This is a genomic window from Paraburkholderia sp. BR14320 (assembly GCF_040948665.1).
In the GTDB taxonomy this organism is placed as follows: domain Bacteria; phylum Pseudomonadota; class Gammaproteobacteria; order Burkholderiales; family Burkholderiaceae; genus Paraburkholderia; species Paraburkholderia youngii.
Window position 1 is genome coordinate 127,381 of the sequence record NZ_JBFPKG010000006.1, and the last position, 22,797, is coordinate 150,177.

General features: G+C 64.4%; 15 protein-coding genes and 2 tRNA genes. 8 read left to right on the top strand and 9 right to left on the bottom strand.

The window, feature by feature from the left end; translation table 11 throughout:
• Window positions 1–68: 68 nt before the first annotated feature.
• Window positions 69–4,358 (top strand): PQQ-binding-like beta-propeller repeat protein, encoded by a 4,290-nt coding sequence (locus tag AB3X89_RS08625; RefSeq protein WP_368582788.1) that lies wholly within the window; start codon window positions 69–71, stop codon window positions 4,356–4,358.
• A gap of 28 nt (window positions 4,359–4,386) precedes the next feature.
• Window positions 4,387–5,244, top strand: coding sequence for an MBL fold metallo-hydrolase (locus tag AB3X89_RS08630; protein ID WP_368582789.1), 858 nt, complete (start codon window positions 4,387–4,389; stop codon window positions 5,242–5,244).
• A gap of 159 nt (window positions 5,245–5,403) precedes the next feature.
• Here AB3X89_RS08630 and AB3X89_RS08635 read toward each other — a convergent pair.
• Window positions 5,404–5,490: transfer RNA gene (locus AB3X89_RS08635), tRNA-Leu, on the bottom strand.
• A gap of 227 nt (window positions 5,491–5,717) precedes the next feature.
• Window positions 5,718–5,804: transfer RNA gene (locus AB3X89_RS08640), tRNA-Leu, on the bottom strand.
• A gap of 413 nt (window positions 5,805–6,217) precedes the next feature.
• Between AB3X89_RS08640 and rnr the strand changes: the two genes are divergently transcribed.
• The 5 genes from rnr to AB3X89_RS08665 all read left to right on the top strand — a co-directional run bounded on the left by rnr (window position 6,218) and on the right by AB3X89_RS08665 (window position 13,131).
• Window positions 6,218–8,713 carry a ribonuclease R gene (gene rnr / locus AB3X89_RS08645; RefSeq protein ID WP_368582790.1) on the top strand — a complete coding sequence of 832 codons (2,496 nt, stop codon included), beginning with the start codon at window positions 6,218–6,220 and terminating at the stop codon, window positions 8,711–8,713.
• A 132-nt stretch (window positions 8,714–8,845) separates the two neighbouring features.
• On the top strand, window positions 8,846–9,589 hold the full coding sequence (rlmB, locus tag AB3X89_RS08650) for a 23S rRNA (guanosine(2251)-2'-O)-methyltransferase RlmB (protein WP_013089240.1): 744 nt from the start codon (window positions 8,846–8,848) through the stop codon (window positions 9,587–9,589).
• Window positions 9,590–9,855: 266 nt separating this feature from the next.
• On the top strand, window positions 9,856–10,551 hold the full coding sequence (gene rpiA / locus AB3X89_RS08655) for a ribose-5-phosphate isomerase RpiA (protein ID WP_368582791.1): 696 nt from the start codon (window positions 9,856–9,858) through the stop codon (window positions 10,549–10,551).
• 432 nt (window positions 10,552–10,983) lie between these two features.
• A complete protein-coding gene (locus AB3X89_RS08660) occupies window positions 10,984–12,213 on the top strand; it encodes a glycosyltransferase (RefSeq protein ID WP_368582792.1) in 1,230 nt (409 codons plus the stop codon).
• A gap of 495 nt (window positions 12,214–12,708) precedes the next feature.
• Complete coding sequence (locus AB3X89_RS08665) at window positions 12,709–13,131, top strand: type II toxin-antitoxin system HigA family antitoxin (RefSeq protein WP_368582793.1); 423 nt, start codon at window positions 12,709–12,711, stop codon at window positions 13,129–13,131.
• Window positions 13,132–13,304: 173 nt separating this feature from the next.
• On the opposite strand, the gene AB3X89_RS08670 is transcribed toward AB3X89_RS08665, so the two are convergent.
• Together AB3X89_RS08670 and AB3X89_RS08675 are read right to left on the bottom strand one after the other, a co-directional pair.
• Entirely contained in the window at window positions 13,305–14,690 is a 1,386-nt protein-coding gene (locus tag AB3X89_RS08670) for an undecaprenyl-phosphate glucose phosphotransferase (RefSeq protein ID WP_368582794.1), read from the bottom strand.
• 36 nt (window positions 14,691–14,726) lie between these two features.
• Window positions 14,727–15,461 (bottom strand): Crp/Fnr family transcriptional regulator, encoded by a 735-nt coding sequence (locus AB3X89_RS08675; RefSeq protein WP_006048767.1) that lies wholly within the window; start codon window positions 15,459–15,461, stop codon window positions 14,727–14,729.
• A gap of 222 nt (window positions 15,462–15,683) precedes the next feature.
• Here AB3X89_RS08675 and AB3X89_RS08680 point away from each other — a divergent pair, with 222 nt between their 5' ends.
• A complete protein-coding gene (locus AB3X89_RS08680) occupies window positions 15,684–15,926 on the top strand; it encodes a hypothetical protein (RefSeq protein WP_368582796.1) in 243 nt (80 codons plus the stop codon).
• 164 nt (window positions 15,927–16,090) lie between these two features.
• Here the strand turns inward: AB3X89_RS08680 and AB3X89_RS08685 are convergent, their stop codons facing one another.
• From AB3X89_RS08685 to AB3X89_RS08705, 5 genes are read right to left on the bottom strand one after another with little or no spacing between them, the layout of a single operon-like run.
• The gene (locus tag AB3X89_RS08685; protein ID WP_368582797.1) at window positions 16,091–18,742 is read right to left on the bottom strand and encodes a glycoside hydrolase family 2 protein; all 2,652 of its coding nucleotides are present in this window, start codon (window positions 18,740–18,742) and stop codon (window positions 16,091–16,093) included.
• 15 nt (window positions 18,743–18,757) lie between these two features.
• Complete coding sequence (locus tag AB3X89_RS08690) at window positions 18,758–19,831, bottom strand: DUF1839 family protein (RefSeq protein WP_368582798.1); 1,074 nt, start codon at window positions 19,829–19,831, stop codon at window positions 18,758–18,760.
• Complete coding sequence (locus AB3X89_RS08695; RefSeq protein WP_368582799.1) at window positions 19,828–20,901, bottom strand: amino acid--[acyl-carrier-protein] ligase; 1,074 nt, start codon at window positions 20,899–20,901, stop codon at window positions 19,828–19,830. Before AB3X89_RS08695 ends, AB3X89_RS08690 begins: the two co-directional genes overlap by 4 nt.
• Window positions 20,902–22,209: an acyl-CoA dehydrogenase family protein gene (locus AB3X89_RS08700; protein WP_368582800.1), complete on the bottom strand. Its 1,308-nt coding sequence runs from the start codon at window positions 22,207–22,209 to the stop codon at window positions 20,902–20,904.
• Window positions 22,206–22,457 carry an acyl carrier protein gene (locus AB3X89_RS08705; RefSeq protein ID WP_368582801.1) on the bottom strand — a complete coding sequence of 84 codons (252 nt, stop codon included), beginning with the start codon at window positions 22,455–22,457 and terminating at the stop codon, window positions 22,206–22,208. Before AB3X89_RS08705 ends, AB3X89_RS08700 begins: the two co-directional genes overlap by 4 nt.
• Window positions 22,458–22,797: the final 340 nt, after the last annotated feature.

A 22,797-nucleotide genomic window follows, 5' to 3' on the forward strand; every position in this document is an offset into this window, starting at 1 on the left:
CTCAAGCAAATGAGGTGGATGGTGTCCTTCCGAGTGTAGTCAACTGAGAGACTGAAGTTCGCAGCGCGATGCCCAGGATCTTCATCAGCCACGCCAGCGCGAATAACGCGCTCGCGCTCGCGATCGGACACTGGCTTGCCGATAACGGCTGGAATGACTACTTCGTTGACCTCGAGCCGGTCGAGGATTTGGTTCATGACGAACGCTGGCAGGAGGCGCTCAAGTCTGCGGCCGACCGCTGCGAGGCCGTGCTGTTTCTGATTTCGCCCGCGTGGTGCGACTCTCGCTCGTGCCTGGCCCAGTTAACCCTTGCCAGGTTTCTGGGCAAGACAATCTTCGGTGTGCTCGTCGAGGCGATGCCGCTCGACGCCTTGCCGAAAGAGTTGACGGTGCGATGGCGGCTCTGTGATCTCGCCACTGGGACTCAACGCCAGAGCTTCCGGGTCTCGCATGAGCCGCTTGTTCCGGCAACTGAAGTCTCTTTCGCCAAAGCGGGGCTTGCCCGGCTCGAGTTTGGGCTGCGACAGGCCGGGTCCTCCCCGTCGGGCTTTCCGTGGCCGCCGGCTAACGATGCCAAGCGGCCCCCTTATCCAGGACTGAGAGCGCTGGAGGCCGAGGATGCGGCCGTGTTCTTTGGCCGGGACACGGCGGTCTTGCGCGGGCTCGATACGCTACGCAGCGTCCGTGAGCAGGGGGGCGAGCGGATGTTGGTGATCCTCGGCGCGTCCGGAGCGGGCAAGTCGTCCTTCCTGCGGGCGGGCCTGTGGCCGCGTCTGAAGTGCGATGACCGAAACTTTTTGCCGCTGCCTGTGATCCGGCCAGAGTGCGCTGTTCTTACCGGTGCCACGGGACTAGTCGTCAGTATCGAGCTCGCCTTTCAGGAACTCGCTGCACCTAGGACGCGCGCCGAGATCCGCCAGGCAGTTCAGACTCCTGATGGATTTGAGAAACTGCTTGGCCAGCTTCAAACGCTGCACTGCTCGCGGCTCGGATCAGATGCCGTGGCGCCGACCGTTCTGATCTGTATCGACCAGGGCGAGGAATTGTTCAGCGCAGAAGGCGAAGAGCAGTCTTCGCACTTCCTGTCCTTGCTTGCGAGGACGCTCGCGACCGCGGAAAACGGGGCGATTCAGGCGATCGGCAAACGGCAGCGTGCGCTTGCGGTCGTGGCGATCCGCACAGACGCTTACGAGCCATTGCAGAGCGCGCCAACGCTGCGCGGCATACCGCCGCGCGTCTTCAGCCTCCCTCCATTCGAGCGCGCGGAATTCAAGGCGGTGATCGAGGGGCCTGCCGCGCGGGCTACCGCCGCCGGGCGTGAGCTGACGATCCAGCCAGCGCTGATCGAGCGGCTTCTTCACGATACTGAAGGGACAGACGCATTGCCCTTGCTGGCCTTTTCGCTCGAGCGGCTATTTACCGACTATGGCGCCACAGGAAGCTTCAGCCTGGCCGACTATCAGGCGATAGGAAGTATGCGCGGTTCCATCGAGGCCGCGGTCGAATCGGCATTTGCCGATCCCGGACGGGCGCCTGCTGTTCCAGCAGATAAGGCTGAGCGCGAGCGTCTACTGCGCGATGGCTTGATCCCATGGCTCGCGCACGTCGAACCGCTGACGCAACAGCGCAAGCGCCGTGTGGCACGCTGGGATGAGCTTCCCGAGTCCGCCCATGCCGTGCTGAAGCGTCTCATCCAGTATCGATTGCTATTGGAAGACCGGCGCAAGGCCGAAGCTGGCGATGAGGAAATCACCATCGTTGAAATCGCGCACGAGGCGTTGTTACGGCAGTGGCCTGTCCTTACCACCTGGCTCGACGCGGACGCAGATGCGCTCAAGACAGTCGACACCGTGCAGCGAGCGGCGCAGGAGTGGCAAAAGAACGGGCAGGGGACGGCCTGGCTAGCCCACGCCGGCGAGCGGCTGGCGAGCGCGGAAGCCATCCTGCAGCGGTCGGACTTCGAACGAATGCTGGGCGCGGATGGCCTTTCCTATTTGCGGGCTTGTCGCGGGCGCGAGGAGGGCGCACGCGCGGAGCGCGAGTCGCAGTTGCAGCGGATCGCTCACACACGGACAGCGTCTACGCAGCGAGTCATCCAGGTACTGATGGGCGTAATCGCGTTCATTCTGATTGCGACAGCAGGGTGGATCATTCACCAGACCCGGACGGTCGCGCGCCAGACTTCTGTTGTGCTGGCGTCGGCCGCGACGATGGCGAACGACGCGGGAATTTACGATCGCGCAATGCGCTTCGCGATACTGGCGATGCGCAAGAGTTGGCTTTCGCCGGGATCGGTTGACGCGGAGCTGGAGCTCATGCGCGGCGCGCAGGCGTCAATGCAAATTGCGTTGTTCGGCGCGCATCAGGATGCGGTCGATTCCGCCGCGTTCAGCCCCGAAGGCAAGCGGGTGGTGACCGCGTCCTGGGATGGGACCGCGCGGGTGTGGGACGCGGCTACCGGCAAACAGATCGTGCAACTCAGCGGACATCAGGGTCTGATTTATTCCGCCGCCTTCGGCCCGGACGGCCGGCGCGTGGTGACCGCGTCCGCGGACAGGACCGCGCGGGTCTGGGACGCGGCGACGGGCAAACAGATCGCGCAGCTCCGCGGGCATCGGGACCTGGTTTATTCCGCCGCCTTCGGCCCGGACGGCCGGCGCGTGGTGACCGCGTCCGCGGACAGGACCGCGCGGGTTTGGGACGCAGCTACGGGCAAACAGATCGTGCATCTCAACGGGCATCAGGGGCCGGTTTTCTCCGCGGTCTTCAGCCCGGACGGCCGGCGCGTGGTGACCGCGTCCGCGGACAGGACCGCGCGGGTGTGGGATGCAGCGACCGGTCACGTGATCGCGCAGCTCAGCGGGCATCGGGACCTGGTGAGCTCAGCGGCCTTCAGCCCGGATGGCCGGCGCGTGGTGACCGCGTCCGATGACAAGACCGCGCGGGTATGGGATGCCGCGACCGGTCACGTGATCGCGCAGCTCACAGGGCATCAGGGACCGGTTTTCTCCGCGGCCTTCAGCCCGGACGGCCGGCGCGTGGCGACTGCGTCCGATGACAAAACCGCGCGAGTGTGGGATGCGGCGACCGGCCACGCGATCACGCAGTTCAACGGACATCAGGGACCGATAAGCTCCGCCGTCTTCAGCCCGGACGGCCTGCGCGTGGTGACCGCCTCCGATGACAAGACCGCGCGGGTGTGGGATGCGGCGACCGGACAGACGATTGTGCAGCTGATCGGACACCAGGGGCCGGTAAACGTCGCCGTGTTCAGCCAGGACGGTCAGCGGGTGTTGACTGCATCGCGTGACAGGACCGCGCGCGCGTGGGACGCGGGCAAGGGGATCTTGCTGCTCAGCGGGCATCAGGAGCCGGTTGTTTTCGCCGCCTTCAGTCCGGACGGTCAGCGTGTGGTGACTGCGTCCCGTGATAGGACCGCGCGGGTGTGGGACGTCGCCACGGGCAAGCAGATTGCGCTGCTCAGCGGGCATCAGGGTTGGGTAGACTCCGCTGCGTTCAGCCCTGACGGCCAGCGAATAGTGACCGCGTCCGCGGATCAGACCGCGTGGATGTGGGATGCGGCCGCGGGCAAACAGATCGCCCAGCTCAGTGGACATCACGGGGCAGTTTTTTCCGTCGTCTTCAGCCCGGACGGCCGGCGGGTGGTGACCGCGTCCGCGGATGGGACCGCGCCGGTGTGGGACGCGGCCACGGGCAAACAGATCCTGGTGCTCAGCGGGCATCAGGAGCCGGTAGATTCCGTCGCCTATAGTCCGGACGGCCAGCGGGTGGTGACTGCGTCCTGGGATGGGACCGCGCGGGTGTGGGACGCGGCCACGGGCAAACAGATCCTGGTGCTCAGCGGGCATCGCGGGACGGTTTTTTCCGCCGTCTTCAGCCCGGACGGCCGGCGCGTGCTGACCGCGTCCGCGGATGGGACCGCGCGGGTGTGGGACGCGGCGACGGGCAAACAGATCGGCCAGTTCAGCGGGCATCAGGGGGCGGTGGGTTACGCCGCCTTCAGCCCGGACGGCCAGCGGGTAGTGACCGCGTCCGCGGATGAGACCGCGCGAGTGTGGGACGCGGCGACTGGCCAGGTGATCGCGCAACTCACCGGGCATCACGGACCCGTGAGCTCCGCCGCCTTCAGCCCGGATGGCGAGCGGGTGGTGACCGCGTCCGCGGATCAGACCGCGCGGGTGTGGCCTATCCCTTGGCTTATGCAAAATCGAGGGCGGAGTTTGGCGATGGCGGTGTGCAAGGAAAGGCTTGTGGGAGCAAACTTGCTCACAACCGGTGATGGAGCCGCCCTTTCTCCCGTACGCGGGCGCCAGGGCGAAAACGTATGTGGATCCTGATTTGCCGACCGGACGACAGGAGCATCGAATGAAGCCGACACGCAACGCCGATTCCGTCCCAGGCGAGTGGTACATCGACACAGCGTGCATCAATTGCGGTGCATCGCGTCACGTCGCGCCGGGGCTGATTGTCGAACGAAACGACAAGAGTGTCTTCTTGCGGCAGCCGGTTACGCCCGAAGAGCACGTAGACGCCTGGCGCGCGGTGCTCGTGTGTCCTACGGCCTCGGTACGGAGTGAAACGAAGCAGCCTCGTCCGGGTGCCGTGATCTTTCCACAGCCGATCACGTCGGCGGTGTGGCGCTGCGGATTTAACGCGCGGTCGTCGTTTGGCGCGCACTCTTACTTTGCGAGGCGCCCGGACGGCAATCTGCTGATCGACTCACCGCGCTACGCGGCGGAACTCGTGAAATGGTTCGACGACAACGGTGGTATCGCGCATATCCTTCTGTCGCATCGTGACGACGTCGCGGACGCGGATAAATACGCCCGTCATTTCGGCGCGCGCGTCTGGATTCACCGGGAAGACATGTCGGCTGCGCCTTACGCAACGGACTTGCTCGACGATGCATCGGCGACGGATATAGCCGCCGGCGTGCGCGCGATTCCTGTGCCCGGGCACACGCGCGGGAGCGTCGTGTACCTGCTCGACGACAGTGTGTTGTTCGCGGGTGATTCGCTTGCATGGAGCCCGCGCGCGCGGGACCTCGTCGCGTTCAGGGACGCGTGCTGGTATTCATGGTCTGAGCTCACCGAATCGCTTGGCAAGCTAGCCGCGTATCGCTTCGACTGGTTGCTTCCTGGTCACGGCTGGCCCACGCACTTGCCGGCCGAGGAAATGCGCACCCGCTTGCTCGCGTTGGTTGTTCGCATGCGGAAGGATTGAGGTTGACGGGCTTTCGTGGCGAGAAGTGCCGCAACGCAGGTAGGGCTGAGAGTGTGGTCTCGCGCTCCGCGCAGACCAGCCGTGAAAAACAAAAAACCCCGTAAGACTTTGATCTTACGGGGTTTCTCGAACTACATCGGCTTACGCCGGAACAACTTGTGGTGCCCAGGAGAGGACTCGAACCTCCACGGTGTTGCCACCGCTAGGACCTGAACCTAGTGCGTCTACCAATTCCGCCACCTGGGCACGTCTTCAAGCTAGACCGCTATTTTAGCAAGATGATTAAGTTTGTCAATCTCTGCTTCAAACAAACTTGCTTTTCTCATCCGCCTGGTTGAACGTGCAGCGAAGTGATGCAACCGCTACCGAACCACCGTCCTGCTCATCCGGCAATCGAAACACGAACAGCGATTTCGACTACCAGGCCTTACACAAAAAAGAGAGCCGCCAGAAGGCGGCTCTACTTTCGAATCTGGTGCCCAAGAGAGGACTCGAACCTCCACAGTGTTGCCACCGCTAGGACCTGAACCTAGTGCGTCTACCAATTTCGCCACCTGGGCAGGTGATGAACTGCAAAGACCGCCATTATAGCGACCGATTTCGACCTGTCAAGCGATTTGCCGAGCGCGTTTCAACCTCGCTGCGAGCCGGCGCACGACGCGTCCGAACCACCGGCGCAGGCCCGCGTGGCGCCCGACACGGGTGTTAGAATGCCTCGCAGTAGTTCGTTGGCACGATGCACATCCGGTGTCGCGACGCGAGTGTCGACATGCGATCAGCCAGTGGCGCGCCGGCCTTGCGTTGAACGAGCCGAACCCGGGCAGTTTCCTGTGCAATCGCAGTAGAGCAGAAGAGCAGCAAGCAGCAGGTGCAATGACCGAGGCAGCGCAGCCGCCCGACAGATCCAGCCGAGCGCAACTGCGCGCATTAAGCAAACGCCTTCCAGGCCGGACCACATCGCCGACCGACGTCCATGCAACGAGAAAAAATCATCGACAAGCCCTTGAGCAAATTTCCGTATCCGATTCCAAGCCGCGAAGAAATCCTCGGCGTGCTGCGCACGAGTGAAACGCCGCTTGCCGCGAACGACATCGCCGAAGCCCTGTCGATCAAGCGCCAGGAGCGCGAAGGATTTTTCAAGCGTCTCGGCGCGATGGAGCGCGACGGCCAGATCCGGCTCGATCAGCGCAATCTCTATCAACTGACTCATCCGTCGAACTTCGTCGCGGGCCGCGTGCAGGGCCATCGCGACGGCTACGGTTTCCTGATTCGCGACGACGGCCAGGACGACTTGTTCCTGCCCAACGGCGAGATGCAGAAGGTCATGCATAACGACCGCGTGCTCGCGCGCATCGTCGGCTATGACCGGCGTGGGCGGCCTGAAGGGCACATCGTCGAGGTCACGGACCGCGCGAACAAGCGCGTGATCGGACGCCTGCTCAACGAGAACGGCGCGCTGATCGTCGCGCCCGAAGACAAGCGCATCGGCCACGACATTCTGATCACGCAGAACACCCGCAAGGCGAAGGTCGGCCAGGTCGTGGTGGTCGAGCTGACCGATTTTCCGAGCCGTCATTCGCAGCCGCTCGGCCGCGTGGTCGAAGTGCTCGGCGATATCGACGACCCCGGCATGGAAATCGAAATCGCGGTGCGCAAGTACGGCGTGCCGCACGAATTCAGCGAGGCCGCGCTAGGCGAAGCGGCCAAGCTCCCCGATGAAGTCCGCCCGGCCGACATCCGCCATCGCGTCGATCTGCGCGACGTGCCGCTCGTCACGATCGACGGCGAGGACGCGCGCGACTTCGACGACGCCGTCTATTGCGAGCCGGTCAAGGTGGGCCGCGGCGACGGCTTCCGCCTGATCGTCGCGATCGCGGACGTGTCTCATTACGTGCTGCCGCAAAGCGGGCTCGACACCGACGCGATCGAGCGCAGCACGTCGGTGTACTTCCCGCGCCGCGTGATCCCGATGCTGCCGGAGAAGCTGTCGAACGGACTGTGCTCGCTGAATCCGCAGGTTGACCGCTGCGTGCTCGTGTGCGACATGATCGTCACCGCGCGTGGCGACGTGAAGGCGTATCAGTTCTATCCGGGCGTGATGCATTCGGCCGCGCGGCTCACCTACACCGAAGTTGCCGCGGTGCTGACGAACACCAAGGGTCCCGAGGCAACCCGCCGTGCCGCGTTGCTGCCGCAACTGCAGAATCTGTATGGCGTCTACAAGGCGCTGTTTGCGGCGCGCCAGAAACGCGGCGCGATCGACTTCGATACGACGGAGACGTACATCGTCTGCAACGCGCAGGGCAAGATCGAGCAGATCGTGCCGCGCACGCGCAACGACGCGCACAAGCTGATCGAGGAATGCATGCTGGCCGCGAACGTGTGCGCGGCGGATTTCCTGAAGCGCAACAAGCATCCGGGCCTGTTCCGCGTGCATGCGGGCCCGAGCGCGGAAAAGCTCGAGAACCTGCGCACGTTCCTGCGCGGCATGGGCCTGACGCTCGGCGGCGGCGACACGCCGCACGCGAGCGACTACGCCGCACTGATGGCGCAGATCCGCGACCGGCCCGACGCGTCGATGCTGCAGACCATGCTGCTGCGCTCGATGCAGCAGGCGGTCTACAGCCCCGACAACATCGGCCACTTCGGTCTCGCCTACGAGGCCTACGCGCACTTCACGAGCCCGATTCGTCGCTATCCGGACCTGCTCACGCATCGCGCGATCTACGCGATCCTGCAGGGCCGCAAGTATCAGCCGCAGCCGCCGCACGGCGTCGAGCTCAATACCGCGCTGTCGCCGCGCGCCCGCGCAATGCAGCAGGCCGACGAGGAAAAGCGCGGTGCCCGCGCTCGCACGAACAACGTAGCGATCTGGGAAGAGCTCGGGCTGCACTGCTCGGCCAACGAGCGCCGCGCGGACGAAGCATCGCGCGACGTCGAAGCGTGGCTCAAGTGCTATTTCATGCGCGACAAGCTCGGCGAAGAGTATGGCGGCATGGTCAACGGCGTCACGTCGTTTGGCATCTTCGTGCAGCTCGATTCGCTGTTCATCGAAGGTCTCGTGCATGTGACCGAACTCGGCTCGGACTACTTCCAGTACGACGAGATCAGGAACGAGCTGCGCGGCGAGCGCACCGGCATTCGCTACCGGCTGTCGGATCGTGTGCGCGTGCAGGTGAGCCGCGTCGATCTCGACGCACGCAAGATCGACTTCCGTCTCGTGCGCGATACGCCGATCAAGCCGCCCGCGCCACGCGGTATGGCGGCGGACAAGGGCGAAGGCGCTGGCCCGCGCGTGCGCGTGTTGCCGTCGGCGGAAAGCGGCGCGTCGGTGCCGGGTCAGCGGCGCAAAAAGGCCGCGCCCGCGCAGAGCGTGGCGGTCAAGGAAGCGCGCGCCGCGCGTGGCGCGGCGAGGAAGCATGGCGTCGCGAGCAAGGCGGCGTCGAAGCAGGCACGCAAGAAGCGCTGAGGCTTTCACAGCGCCGGGACCGCGCGCAGCGGGCACGTGAACGCGTGCCGGTTGCGCGCGGTCTGCCTTTTGGTTTCATCTTCATCACAGTGGCGCGCGTTGAATGCGCGTCCAATCAAAGGTTGTTCAGTCATGGCACGTCATAAGGTTTTATACGGTTTCCACGCAGTGACCGCGCGTATCCGGCACGATGCGTCGACGGTCGAGGATGTCTATTACGACGCGACGCGCAAGGACCGTCGTATGACCGAATTCCTGCAGGCCGCGAAGGACGCGGGCGTGCGTCTGATCGCCGCCGACGAAACGCGTCTGTGGGGCCTTGCGCGCACAGAACGTCATCAGGGCGTGGTCGCGCGCGCGGGCGATCTGCCGCTCGCGCAGAACCTCGCCGAACTGCTCGACGGCATCAGCGGCTCTCCGCTCATCCTCGTGCTCGACGGCGTGACCGATCCGCACAATCTCGGCGCCTGCCTGCGCGTCGCCGACGCGGCTGGCGCGCATGCGGTGATCGCGCCGCGCGATCGCGCGGTGGGACTGAACGCGACTGCCGCGAAGGTCGCGAGCGGCGCGGCCGACACGGTGCCGTACATCACGGTCACCAATCTGGCGCGCGCGCTGCGCGAACTGAAGGACGCGGGCGTCTGGGTGGTCGGCACGGCCGGCGACGCGCAGAAGAGCGTCTACGAAACGGAACTCGACGGGCCGGTGGCGCTCGTGATGGGCGCGGAAGGCGAGGGCATGCGGCGTCTGACGCGTGAAACCTGCGATGTCGTCATGAACATTCCGATGGCGGGGACGGTGGAGAGCTTGAATGTGTCCGTGGCTAGCGGGGTGTGCCTGTTCGAGGCGGTGCGGCAGCGGGCGGTGAAGAAGTAGTTTTCTGTCGTCGGACTCGTTGTTGGACGATTGTTGGCGCCCGGAACGCGGTGGTAGTTTCGGGCGCTTTGTTTTGGATGTGGAGGATGAGGCTGTCTCCGCAGGAGACTCCTTGGCTCATCAAGAAAAGACGTATTCCCGTGAAAAGCTGTCCGGCAAATCAGCGGACTGCACGACACAAAGCGCCCCCACCGCGCGCCCAAACCGAACCCTCCCCCCGCCACTCCGGTAAACTGTCGGTTTTTCACGCTTTTCCCGCCTCTCCCATGACTCAAGACGAACTCAAGCAACTGGTTGGCCAGGCCGCCGCCGATTACGTGAACGCCAACGTACCGCAAGGCTCGGTGGTCGGCGTCGGCACGGGCTCCACCGCGAATTGTTTCATCGACGCGCTGGCCGCCACCAAATCCCGCTATCGCGGCGCCGTGTCGAGTTCGCTCGCCACCACCGCGCGTCTGCAATCGCACGGCTTCAAGGTGCTCGACCTGAACGAGATCGACTCGCTGCCGGTGTACGTCGACGGCGCCGACGAAATCGATCGCAGCGGTGCGATGATCAAGGGCGGCGGCGGCGCGCTGACGCGCGAGAAGGTCGTCGCGTCGGTGTCGGAGGTATTCGTCTGCATCGCGGATGCGAGCAAGGTCGTCGAGACGCTCGGCAAGTTCCCGCTGCCGATCGAAGTCCTGCCGATGGCGCGCACTGCGATCGGCCGCCGCGTGACGGCGCTCGGCGGCGTGCCCGTCGTGCGTGTGACGAAAGAGGGCGCGCCGTTCATCACCGACAACGGCAACGAGATCATCGACGTGAAGGGCTTGAGCATCAGCGACCCCCGCACGCTCGAGGCGCATATCAACGCATGGCCCGGCGTCGTCACGGTGGGCCTGTTCGCGGGCCGCGGCGCGAATGTGTGCCTGCTCGGCACCGACACCGGCGTGCAAACGATCACGTACGGCCAGAATTAAGCGGCTGCATTTCTGTTCGCTCTGACGCGTGCGAACCGCTCCAGCGGTTCGCACGCGTTTTTTATTGCGCTCGCCCGTCGCGGCGGCAATCGCGCACCCATGGCGGAAAATGCCTGGCTCCGCGCGCAGACCATTCGCCGTCGATGCTAGCCGCGCGCGATGCCCGCCACGTCACGTGCCGCTCGCTCGCGCAGCGCTCCGATCGCAACGCGTGAGTTGGACTAGTGAGAAGACGTGACGACGTAAACATCAGCCGTGTGCACAGACGAAAGCTCAGCAATAAAGCCGTGGTTTCGCAGACGCAAACGGACTCTGCGAATTACTCGCGCACTGTCGCACGTCGAATGTGTGCACGCGCACGCACAGTCAGGAATGTGGCACATACACTCTTCTCTGAGGCCAGGTGGCGTTTCGTGACAGATAGGGCGGAATATGAAAGTGGCGATCGTGCACGATTGGCTGGTCGCTCCCGGCGGCGCCGAGAAAGTGCTCGAGCAGATCATCGAGTGCTTTCCCGACGCCGATGTTTTCAGCGTCGTCGATTTTCTCGAAGATCGCGCGCCGCTAGCCGGTAAGCCGGTCACCACGTCGTTCATACAACGCCTGCCGTTTGCGCGCACCCGGTATCGCGCGTATTTGCCGTTGATGCCGCTTGCCGTCGAACGGTTCGATCTGTCGAGCTACGACCTGATCATTAGCAGTTCTTGCGCGGTCGCGAAGGGCGTACTGGTCGGCCCACATCAGACGCACATCAGCTACGTGCATTCGCTGATGCGCTATGCGTGGGATCTGCAGCATCAGTATCTGCGCGACGCGAATCTGCTGCGCGGACCGAAGTCGTGGGCCGCGCGGGTGTTGCTGCATTATCTGCGCGGCTGGGACGCGCAATCGACGAATGGCGTCGATCGTCTGATCGCGAATTCGCAATCGGTCGCGCGGCGCATGCTGAAAACCTATCGGCGCGATGCCGCGGTGATTCCGCCGCCCGTCGACGTGAACGAATTCGAACTGCGCGCCGAGAAAGACGATTTCTATCTGAGCGTGTCGCGGATGGTGCCGCATCAACGCATCGATCTGATCGTCGAGACATTCAATGCCATGCCGCAGCGCAAGCTGATCGTGATCGGCGATGGGCCGCAGATGGCGTCGATTCGCGCGAAAGCCGGACCGAACGTGACGGTCCTCGGTGATCAGCCATTGGGCGTACTGAAGGATTATCTGGCGCGTGCGCGAGCCTTCGTGTTCGCCGCCGAGGAAGATTTCGGCATCGTGCCGCTCGAAGCGCAGGCCTGCGGCACGCCGGTCATTGCGTTCGCCAAGGGCGGAGCGCTCGAAACGGTCGTACCGGTCGGCGATCCGCATCCGACCGGCGTTTTCTTCGCGCGTCAGACGGCGGTATCGCTGCTCGACGCGATCAACCGCTTCGAGCGGCTGAGCGCGTACATCACGCCAGCGGCCTGTCGCGCGAATGCCGAACGGTTTTCGGCTCAGGTGTTCCGGCGCGCGTTCATGGCCGAGGTTACGCGCACGATTGCGGCAGTCGCTCAGGGTCTGCCGGCGGCGGAACTGGGAGATCAGGTGACGTGGGCGGAGTCCGATCTCGCGACGCGCGAACTCGGCATCGCCAGCGACACGGCGCCGAAAAGCAGGTGGAGGCAATGAGGCGAGGGTCTTTCGCTGTACTCGCCTCGTGGAGTTTTCGATAGGAGAGGAAAGGGTTTTCGTCGTCATGCAGTGATTTCGCAACAGGCAGTAACGAGCCGTTCTGACCAACGCGTCCGGGCGGCTATTGGTGTGGGCGCGTTCGCTTCGCGCTTTGTGTCGGCAGTGCGTATCGCGTATCGCGCGAAACGCACCGCGCGTGCAAGGCGAGCCGCGGCGGGCCATTCTCAAGCAGGCAGGACTGGACTTCAAAAAAACGACATCGGGGTGCGCGCCACGCGCTACGGGCGAGATATTCGCTGGCGCAGCATGCCTCGCGTGGCCATAACGACCTGAAGCAGACGTTCGCTATCGTGACCGCTGAATGACCTCACTGCGAAGTTCGCAGTGCTGGCAATTCGGCGTGCCACGGCGATTCACTACAACAGGCAGTCGTCAATCGCGCGTCACCGATTAACGCGCCGACGGCTTTTGGACGAGGACGAATTTAAACTCATGAATGCCGATCGCCTTCCGGGACCCTTTCCCGACATTGCCGCAACCTGGGCTGCGCTGAAGAGCCAGTTGCCGATCACGCCGATTCGCACCGAAGAGGATTATCACCAGATGGTGCGCATCGCAAACTCGCTGTCCGATCATCTAAGTGGCGAGGACAACGATCCGCTCGCGGATCTGCACGCGATCGTGAAGGAGCTGGTCGGTCACTGGCAAGCACGCAACCTGACGATTCCAAAAGCGGAGCCGCGCGAGGTGCTGCGCCATTTGCTGATCACGCATGGTCTCAAGCAGAAGGATCTGGCCGGCATCGCGTCGCCGACCGTGGTCAGCGATATTCTCGCGGGGCGCCGCGCGATCAGCAAGAAAGTCGCCAAGGCGCTCGCGGTACGGTTCCAGACCGACGTCAGCCAGTTCCTGTAGCGGCGGTGTCGCGCGGCGGGCCCGTCGATGACGGGGTCCGCCGCGGCTCTTTGTCTTGCGTCAACGATGGCGGCTGTCGATCGAGCCGCCGGAGTTGGCGCTTCTATTTGCAGCGCGCCGCGGCGCCGTCACGATGACCGGCACTCCTGGATGCGATCCGCTCGACGGCTTGATCAGAACGCGTTGCGGCCGACGAAGCCCTTGAAAATCGTGATGAAGACGATCTTCATGTCGAACCAGAACGACCAGTTCTGGATATAGAAGAGATCGAATTTGACGCGCGCTTCCATCTTCTCGACCTTGGTGGTCGCGCCGCGATAGCCGTTGACCTGGGCCCAGCCGGTGATGCCGGGCTTGATGCGGTAGCGGTGCATGTAGCCATACACCTGGTCTTTGTACAGATCATCGTGTTCGATCGCATGCGGACGCGGACCCACCACCGACATCTGACCGAGCAGCACGTTCAGAAACTGCGGCAGTTCGTCGAGACTCGTGCGGCGCATGAAGCTGCCGAGCTTCGTCACGCGCGAGTCGTTGCGGGTCGCTTGCGTGATCTGACCGTGCTCTTCCCGGTGCACGCTCATCGAGCGGAACTTGTAGATCCAGAACGGCTGACCATCGACGCCCTTGCGGATCTGCCGGAAAAACACGGGTCCCGGCGACGTGAGCTTGATGCCGATCGCGAGCACGACGAACACCGGCGCGAGCGCGAGCAGCGCGAGCGCGGCCAACAGGCGGTCGAATATCAGCTTGGGCCACATCTGCGGCGGCGAGATCGGCGTCCCGCTCAGATTGAGCGTCGGCAAACCGACAACATCGGCGATCGCATGATTGAACAGCGACAGACCGCGCACGTCGGGAATGAAGCGCAGATTGACGAAGTCGTGTCTGAAGATGCGCGTGAAGCGGTAGATCGTGTGTTCCTCTGAAAGTGGTAACGCGAGCCACACTTCGTTGACGCGTTCCTCGCGCACCTTCGTCGCGAACGCTTCCAGATCGGTCATCACGGGTAGGCGGGCCAGACGCGCGCCATACGCGTCGGGGCCTTCCACGCTGGTGTCGAACACGCACACCGGTCTGAAGCCCGCTTGCGGCGCATGCTCGAGATGCGCGAGCAGCGTGCGCGCAAAGCCAGGTGCGCCGACGATCGCGACGGTGCGCGCGTTCATGCCGCGGCGGCGCACGAAGCGCAGCACCACGTGCATGAAGCAGCGGGTCGCGATGATCAGCGCGCCGGAGATCAGCGTCGAATATCCGAACCATAGGCGCGACACCGCATCCGTCCGATGCAGCGTAAACGCGAGCACGAGCGAGGTTGCGACCACCACGACCCACGCGGCGGCGATTCTCGCGAGCACTGGCGCGAGCGCCTTGCCGCGCCACGTCTCATAGGCACCGAAGCCCGGAAACAGCAGCAGAACCAGCACACAGTTGAACGCAATCAGAAGGCGCTGGGTATCGGCTAGCGCGATTGCCGCGGGAAAGCGCATCCAGTGCGCTAGCAGACCGCCTGCAATCACGAAGAGAACGTCGAGACATCGAGAAGTAGCCCTAAACATAGGCAAATCGACCGCGGTCATCGAGCGGCGTCCCGCTTATTCGACGGTCTCCGCCTGGCGCAGGCGCGGCAGCAGACGATCGAATTCGCGTTTCACGAGGCCGTAGCATTCGCACGCGCGGGCTTCGAGGCCCTTGCGGTCGAGCACCTTGATGTGACCGCGGCTATGATGGATCAGGCCTTCGTCGTGCAGCTTGCCGGCCGCTTCGGTGATGCCTTCGCGGCGCACGCCGAGCATGTCGGCGATCAGCTGCTGCGTGACGGTCAGGTCGTTCGACGCGACGCGATCCACCTCGATCAGCAGCCAGCGGCACAGTTGCTTGTTGAGCGCGTGATGGCGATTGCACGCGGCAGTCTGCGCGACCTGGGTCAGAAGAGCGTGCATGTACAGCAGCATCAGGCGGCGCAGAAAGTCGGACCGCGCGAACTGCTGCTTGAGCGCCTGTGCGCTCATCCGGTAGGCGAAGCCCGCGCATTGCACCTGCACGCGGTTGGGCATGGTTTCGCCGCCCGTCAGGACCGGTACGCCGGTCATGCCTTCGCGGCCGACCGCGGCGATCTCGACGGAGCTGCCGTCTTCCATCGTCGAGAGCATCGAGATGATCGCGGTGGTGGGGAAGTAAACATGATGGATCCGTTGACCCGAGTCGCATAGCAGTTGCTCGGTGCGCAGATGAACCAGTTCGAGGTGGGGGGCCAGTGCTTGCCATTCGTGCGACGGCAATGCGCCCAGCAGATGGTTACCGTGCAAATCGGATTGAAGTGTCAACATGATCGGTCCTCGCATGACAGCCGCGCCTCGCGCGACTCTCTCCGTTTATTTGATCCGATGCCCGCATCCTCGGGACAGGGCTGCCCGGCGAGCAGCTAGGATGAACAGCACCGGCCCCGTTTTAGGCCTGTCTGCCGCCGCCTCTGTTGTTGCGCTCGTGTGCGGTGGCACTCTGTTGCGTGAAGGTAATAGCGAGGACCGTGCCAACGTTAGGGAAAACGCGTGCTGATGCGGCGCAGCGAACAAACCCGCAGTGCGTCGGGAGGGGAAAAGCGGCTTTTTGTTTCAGTTCTGCACACCCCCTCCGGATGGGCAATGCATCCGATGAAAGCTTCGGGTTTCGGGGAACCCCTTGATATCAAAGGCTTCACGGCCAAAAACAGGGGGGCTGTCGAAGCTGTCTCAGATTTGAACCTGGCGCCGCATGCACGTTTTGAAGCGCTCGACCTGAAGTGTCGGAAATGATTCAGAAGTGTTAAATGGAGTGCGTACGCTGTCGCACGCAAAGCCTCTCAGAGCCGCTAACAGTCGCGTTCGAGCCAACAGTGAGTGCGCGGAGCAGACAGTTCGAGAGATGCGAAGCGGGCTCTGGCGCGCCTCGCGGGCCTGCGACTAGTTCGGAATCACCACTAGCCGTAAAAGATGGCGGAAAGCGCATTGATCGCGCGGACTTCCCCTTGGGGCGCCGCGCTTGTTTCATCCACTTTAAAGGCCGCGTTCGATGCAGGTGCAACGACTTCTTGCGGCGATGCGGCGAACGCGCTCGGCAGCAGCGGTTCGAGCGGATGAAGCGGCACGATACAGCGCCGGTTCGGCGCGAGATGGAACCAGTCGCGCGCCGCGCGATAGTGCCGGTCAATGATATGAACGAAGCGCGCGAAGCGCTTCGTTTCGATCGCGAGTTGCCAGCCGTTGCCGTTGCCACGACGTTCGATCTCAACGGTCATACCGAGGTCATCATGCGCGTGCACGCTACGCTCGGGCAGGTGAAACGCCTCGGAGACGATCTCGCCGCTCGCGGCATCGTATAGCGTTGCAATCGTGACATCGTGCGCGCGCGGGCCGAAGCGGTACGCGTGCGTCAGATCGAAGAACTGGCCGAGCAGCGCGGCCGCGCTGAGGCGCTGCAGGCTGCGCGGGGCAAGCGTCAGCGCGCTGCGTGCGGACGTGACCTTCACGCTGCCGTCGCGCAGACAGACCAGTTCGAGTTCGCCGCTAAACGTTTGCGCCCGCTCGTTGATCAGATGGATATCGAGGCCGTTGAGGCCTTCGTCGGTCAGCGTGACCTGCAATGGCTGAAGCGTCTGCGCGAAGCCGTGCAGCACGCTTTTCGGCCGTCCCGTCGCGTCGATCAAGCCCCAGCCCGCGCCCGCGCGCAGATCCTGCAACTGCCACACGAGGCCGCCGCCGCACGGTGAGCCCGCGCGCCGCCACTCGGCGAACACGTCGCTGATCAGATCGGCAACCACCGCGCGCGACAGATCCAGATAGCGCGCCGGGTCTTCATAGCGCAAGCGCGCCGGCTCGACGCCGTAAAGCGCCTGCAGATAATGATCGCGCACGTCGTCGAAATCCCAGCCTGCGCCGGCATCGCGCGGCACGGCGGCTTTCCAGCGCGGATCGTGCGTGTGGATCGTGCCGAGCGAGTCGTGCAGTGTCGCGTCGTCGGGGACGTTGGCGAATGCCAGGCATTCGGCCGCGAAGCGCACCTGCGCGCGTCGCACGTCGGCGAGCGGCCGTTGATACGCGCCGACGCCGTAGTAGTGCGTGACGCCCTCGTTAGTCGAAAACGGCCACGCGCCGCCCGATGGCGAATTGCTGACATAGGGCACGTCCGCGCGTTCGCGCGCGACGAGCGCGGGCAGCAGCTCGGTAAACAACGGTTGCGCGCGTCGCGCCGCGGGCAGTCCGAACATCGCCGCCTGCTGGTCGACCTCGCTGCCGCCGCACAGCACCGCGAGCGACGCGAAGCGACGCGTGCGGGTCAGGAACTGGCTCGCTTCGCGCTCGATCAGTGCGCTGAATGCGGCATCGTTCGGGTAATCGAAATTCGCCAGCGCGAAGTCCTGCCATATCAGCATGCCGTACTCATCGGCGAGGACATAAAACAGATCTGATTCATAGAGCATCGTGCCGCCGACGCGCAGCATGTTCATGCCGGCGGCGCGCGCGAGCTCGAACGTATGGCGCAACTGCGTTTCGGTGCCTGCCAGCGTGACGAGATCGGCGCTGGTCCAGCACGCACCGCGACAGAACACTGGCACGTCATTCACGCGCAAGGTAAAGCCCGCAGCATCGGCGCCGTGATCCACTTCGATACGACGAAAGCCGATCGAGCCCAGCGACTCACTGATCACGTCGCCATCGGCGAGTTGCAACGTCAGAGGATATAAAGCGGGCTCTCCGTGCGTATGCGGCCACCAGCGTTTCGCGTCAGGCACCCGCACGTCGCCGGTGAGTGTATATGCATCGTGCCATTGCAAAGACGAAACATGGTTGCCGCACGCAAGTGACGCGCGGCAGGCGACGACGTCGTGGGGGTGTACGAAACGTAACGTCAACGAAACAACCCCATCCTCGTGCTCGAGCCGGCTGGTCAGATCAATGGTGTCGAATGCGTGCGGCGCGTCGCCGAGCATCTCGATCGGACGCCACGGCCCGACCGCCTGGATGGACGGACACCAGCCGGGCATATGGCCGAGCAGCGTGGTGCGCACGTTGCGAAGCGTCGGCGGCGAGACGAGCCGTGGCCGCCAACGCGCACGCGAGCGTTTGGCCGCCAGCGCCGGCGTCAGCGAGCGAAAGCACAGCACGAGCGTCGCACGGCCATTCAGTTCGATATCCAGATCATGGGCGATGAACATCGATGCGCAATCGAGCCGCTTCACATCGTCGAGCCACACTTGCGCGAGCGTCGCGAGTCCATGAAAGCGCAAGCGGCGCCGACCGGTGCCGATCAGCGTAACGCGATACCAGTGATCGTCGAACGCGAGCGGTGGCGGGTGATCGACATCGAGCAGTCCGGCGGCGCGCCGCGCGCTCGCGATGGTGCCGGGTACGGGCGCGGCGAGCCAACCTTGCGCGGGCAGATCGACTGGTGACGCATAGGCGTTGGGTGGGGTGCTCAGACAAGCCCAGCCGGTGTCGAGCCGTTGCGGCCATAGAGAGAGCGCGCCGGCCGCGCGCGGACGGCCGGCGCCGCTCGCGTCAGCCGCCGGATCGAGTGTCGATACAGCCACGGTCAATTCCCGGAAAAGCCGCGCGGCACGAAGCACGCGCATCAACGGATCAACGCATTAGCGCACCAGAGCGGCTAGCGGCGGCAGCGTTTGTTCATAGGCCCTTTCAAGCACATCGAAGCAGTCTTCACAGCTTTCGCGACGACCGCGCGCGAGCGCGCGAATCAGCCGGAACTGCATCACCATCGATTCCGACGCAATGCGTTGCGCGGCGGCCGGGATCGTCGGCGGCGTCTCGAAGCCTTGCGCGGACAGCCATTGCAGATACTTCGACAGAAACTCGAAATTCGCACCGAGTTGCCGCATCAGATTGAACGAGTACAGATGGAAGTACGCCTCGTCGCGCTCGAACAGCGTATCGAGATGCGCGGGAAACGCCGCACGCCATTGCGAAATCGGATTGCTCAACGGACGCCGCTCCAGATGCGCGCACAGCAGTTCCGCCGACGCCTCCGCGAGCGCGGTGCCTTCGAGCGCGGGCCGCGCCTGCTTGGCGAACTCGACGTACGGAAACAGCAGATCGGGCTGGCCGGTGAAATGCGGAAGCTTGCGAAACACGCCGTCGTAATCGTCGCCTTCGAGCTGGTGGTAGCCGGTATTGTGAAAATAGCCGAGGCGGCGCGCGGCGGTGTCGACGAAGTCGATGCCGATCGTGGTCTTCGGATGCTCGCTGCGATACGAGGTCGCGCGCGTATCGGGCAGGTAGTAGCCGTCGACTTCGACGAGCACGGTGTGGCCGCGCAATGTTTGCGCGAGCACGCGTTCTTCGAGCGAGTCGTAGATCGCGAGCTCCTGCACCTGGGTGCCATACAGCCGTTCGAGATCGTCGAGCGGAAACTTGAAGAAAGTGAACTGATCGCCTTCGAAATCCTGCGTGACCGTGAACGCGAGCGCCGCGCGCGGATCGAGCCCGAAGCCGTGCAGCAGCTCGATCCACAGATCGACGTAGCAGTTGGTCTCCTGCCACACGCGTTCGCCCTGATGCAGCGCGTGCGCTACATGCTCGCGCGGCTGCCTGCCGGCACGGGGCGCCGCGTGGGTCTCCCGATGCGTCGGCGGATCACCTGCGCGTTGTGGCAGCGACGAGTCGGCGAGCGAGCCGGCAAGCGCGGAAGTCGGCGATGGATTCATGCGTGCTCCCCGGCGACGGCTGCGGTTTGCGTAGACTGCGCCGCCTGCAGCGCATCCGCGACGCGGGTCCCGGTATCGCCCCACAGGAGCGCGCGCACGTCGTCGGGCCACGCGTCGACGTCGAGCCCATGATGACGGAACAGCGCGAGCGTGATGCGTTCCATGCCGAAGCCGACGCAACCGGTATGCGCGGTCGTGCCGTCGTCGCACGCAATCTTCCAGATCGCGCCGAAGTGGTCCATGTGATAGTTGAACGACAGGCAGGCCGTCTTGCCGCGCGGATCGGCGACCGCGATCAGCAACTCGAACTTGAGCGCCTGCGCGCGCTGGCTATCGGCGACGATCTTGCCGCCGCGGCCGAAGAACGGATCGTTCGCGAGATCGACTTCGACGGGCAGGCCCAACAGCTTCACGAGCAACGAGCCGCGCTCGATCCACATCTGCCGGAACGCCATCACCTGCTCGGGGCTGCCGAGACGCACGTATTCGCGTTGACGGAACATTTGCATCCGGCCCGGATCGAGCGACGGCTCATGGCGGAAGCAGTACGACAGCACGTCGATAGTGCGGCCGCCGGCGGGCAGGGGGCCGCGCCGCGCCATCACCGGATAGATCGGATAGCAGGCGGCCGGCGTCAGCACGACGCGCGTCGGTTTCTGTTGCGCGAGCCACGCGTTGCCGCGGTCGTCGTCGCTGTCGGCCATCGCATCGTCGAGCGCGCGCAGCAGACGGTGGTGGCCCATGTCGTCGCCGCAGAACGAATGGATGGTGCCCGCGAGATTCGGAAAGCTCTTCAGATACTCGCTGTCCTCGAAGTCGGTGCGGCGCATCGCGGGCGGAAAGCGCAGCACTTCGGGTTGCTGATCTTTGCCGAGATGCGTGATCGCCACGTTCAATCGATCGATCACGTCCTCGAAAATCTGGCTGCGGCCATACAGTCCGTTCTCGCCGGTGTCGATCAGCAGGCCGGCGGCCAGCATCTCGTCGCGCAGCGTGAGCGAAGGCCCCACTTCGGCGGCGCAGGCCGCCGCTGCAGTGGCAGCAGCGGCGGTATCGGTCATCAGCTTCATTCAGGGTCTCCCCGGCGCGGCAGGACGTTGCGCGAGCAGCAGACTCGCGGTGTTCTGCGCGATACGGTCGTTATTGATCATCAGGGGCGCCGAGTGCAGGTCGCGCAGATGGCGGCCGACGCTATACGGGGTGCCGTTTTTGTAACCCGCCATGCCGCAGATCATCAGCACTTCCTGTACGACCTGCAGCGCGGTGGTCGAGATGCTGGTCTTCAGCGTGTTCATGTCCGACGCGAACCCGAGCATCGCCGCGAGCGGGGCGTCCGCCGGGATTGCGCCCTCGCGCGCCTGATGCGCGGCGCGCGCGGCTTCCAGCGCGACCGACAGACGCGCCTGCATCATCTGCAGCAGCCCGACCGCTTCGGCAAGCCGCAGACCGCCCGGCGGCATGGTGCCGGACTTCGCGCGCGCCTGTGCGCGGAAGAACGCTTTCGCGCGATTGACCGCGTCGATCGCGATGCCGGTCCACACCGACGCCCACAGCGTGTGCGACACGGGCAGCATGGTCTGATCTGCGATGTCGGCGAACGGCGTCGCGAGGATCTGTTCTGCGAGTCCCGTCGCGATGAGCCGGAAGCCCTCGCTGCAGGTGCCGCGCATGCCCATCGCGTCCCAGCCGCCGCGTCGCTCGAGCTGCGTTTCGGCGCGCAGCGCGACGATCAGCACCTGGTCGGACGCGGCCGCTTCGGCGGTGCGCCGCGCGGTCACGAGAATGCCGTCGGCGTGCGCGCCATACGAGATCGTCGGTGCGAGCTTTTCGATCCGGAAACGCGCGCCATCGAGCTCGACCGAGCACGCGCTCGTGCGCATGTTGCCGCCGATCGTTTCTTCCGAGGTCGCCGACGCGAGCAGCCATTGCTGCTCGGCCAGTTGCGAGAGCAGGCTCGCTTGCCAGGCCGAGTTGCCGCGATGAGAGTCGATGCACGCGACCTGGATCTGATGCATCGCATAGATCATCGCCGTCGATGCGCAACCCTGGGCAAGCGTTTCGCAGATCGCGCCGATATCGGCAAGCGACAGACCCGCGCCACCGTAAGCGGTCGGCACCATCGCTGATAACAAACGCTCGGCCTTCAGCGCGTCGAACGCCTCGACCGGAAAGCGCGCGTCACGGTCGACGGCGTCCGCGTACTGCGCGGCGATCGCCGCGCACCGATGCGCTGCAGCACGCCATTCGGGACCGCTGTCGAGCGCGGTCAGCGCCCCGGCGGCAGGGCTCTCGCCAGCGCCGGTCTGTGCATCGGTAGTCGAGTTCGCGGCCGCCCCGCAGGCCGCTGCGGCGGCCTGATCCAGCAGCGGCGCACTCATGCTGCCGCCTTGGCCTGCTGCAACTCCGTCATCGCGGCGGCCATCGAGTCGATGCTCGAGAACAGGCGGCGCGTCAGCATTCGGTCAGGAATTTCGACGTTGAATTCGTCTTCCATGGCGAGCATCAGATGCACGGTCGCGAGCGATGAGAGTCCGGCAGCATAGAGATCGGCGTCGTCGGCGAGGTTTTCCACCGGGACATCCAGGCGTGCGGATTCTGAAAGGATGCGTCTCAATGCAGTTTTCATGCAGTGCTCCCCCTTATGGTCAAAGGTCTGCCGATGGGTGCCGCGATCGAATGATCGTGGGCGCCTGATTTTCGTAGGTAGGTTCCTGCGGTGCGAAGACCGCAGTGTGTGTGCGCGATGGTGCAGTGCGGTGATGCAGGCGGGCTGTGTGAAGCCATCTGCGATACCGGGGCACGTGGTGAGACTGCGCTTCGTTGGCTCGTATTTAAGAATCGGCAACCCCGAGCGTCAGTGCGATGGCGCACGGAAGCACGTCTTTCGCGCAGGCTACCGGGTAGTCGATGATGAGGGACCGTCATGGATCGGCCTGCCGTCGCGCACGGCAGCCATCGCCGGTCTC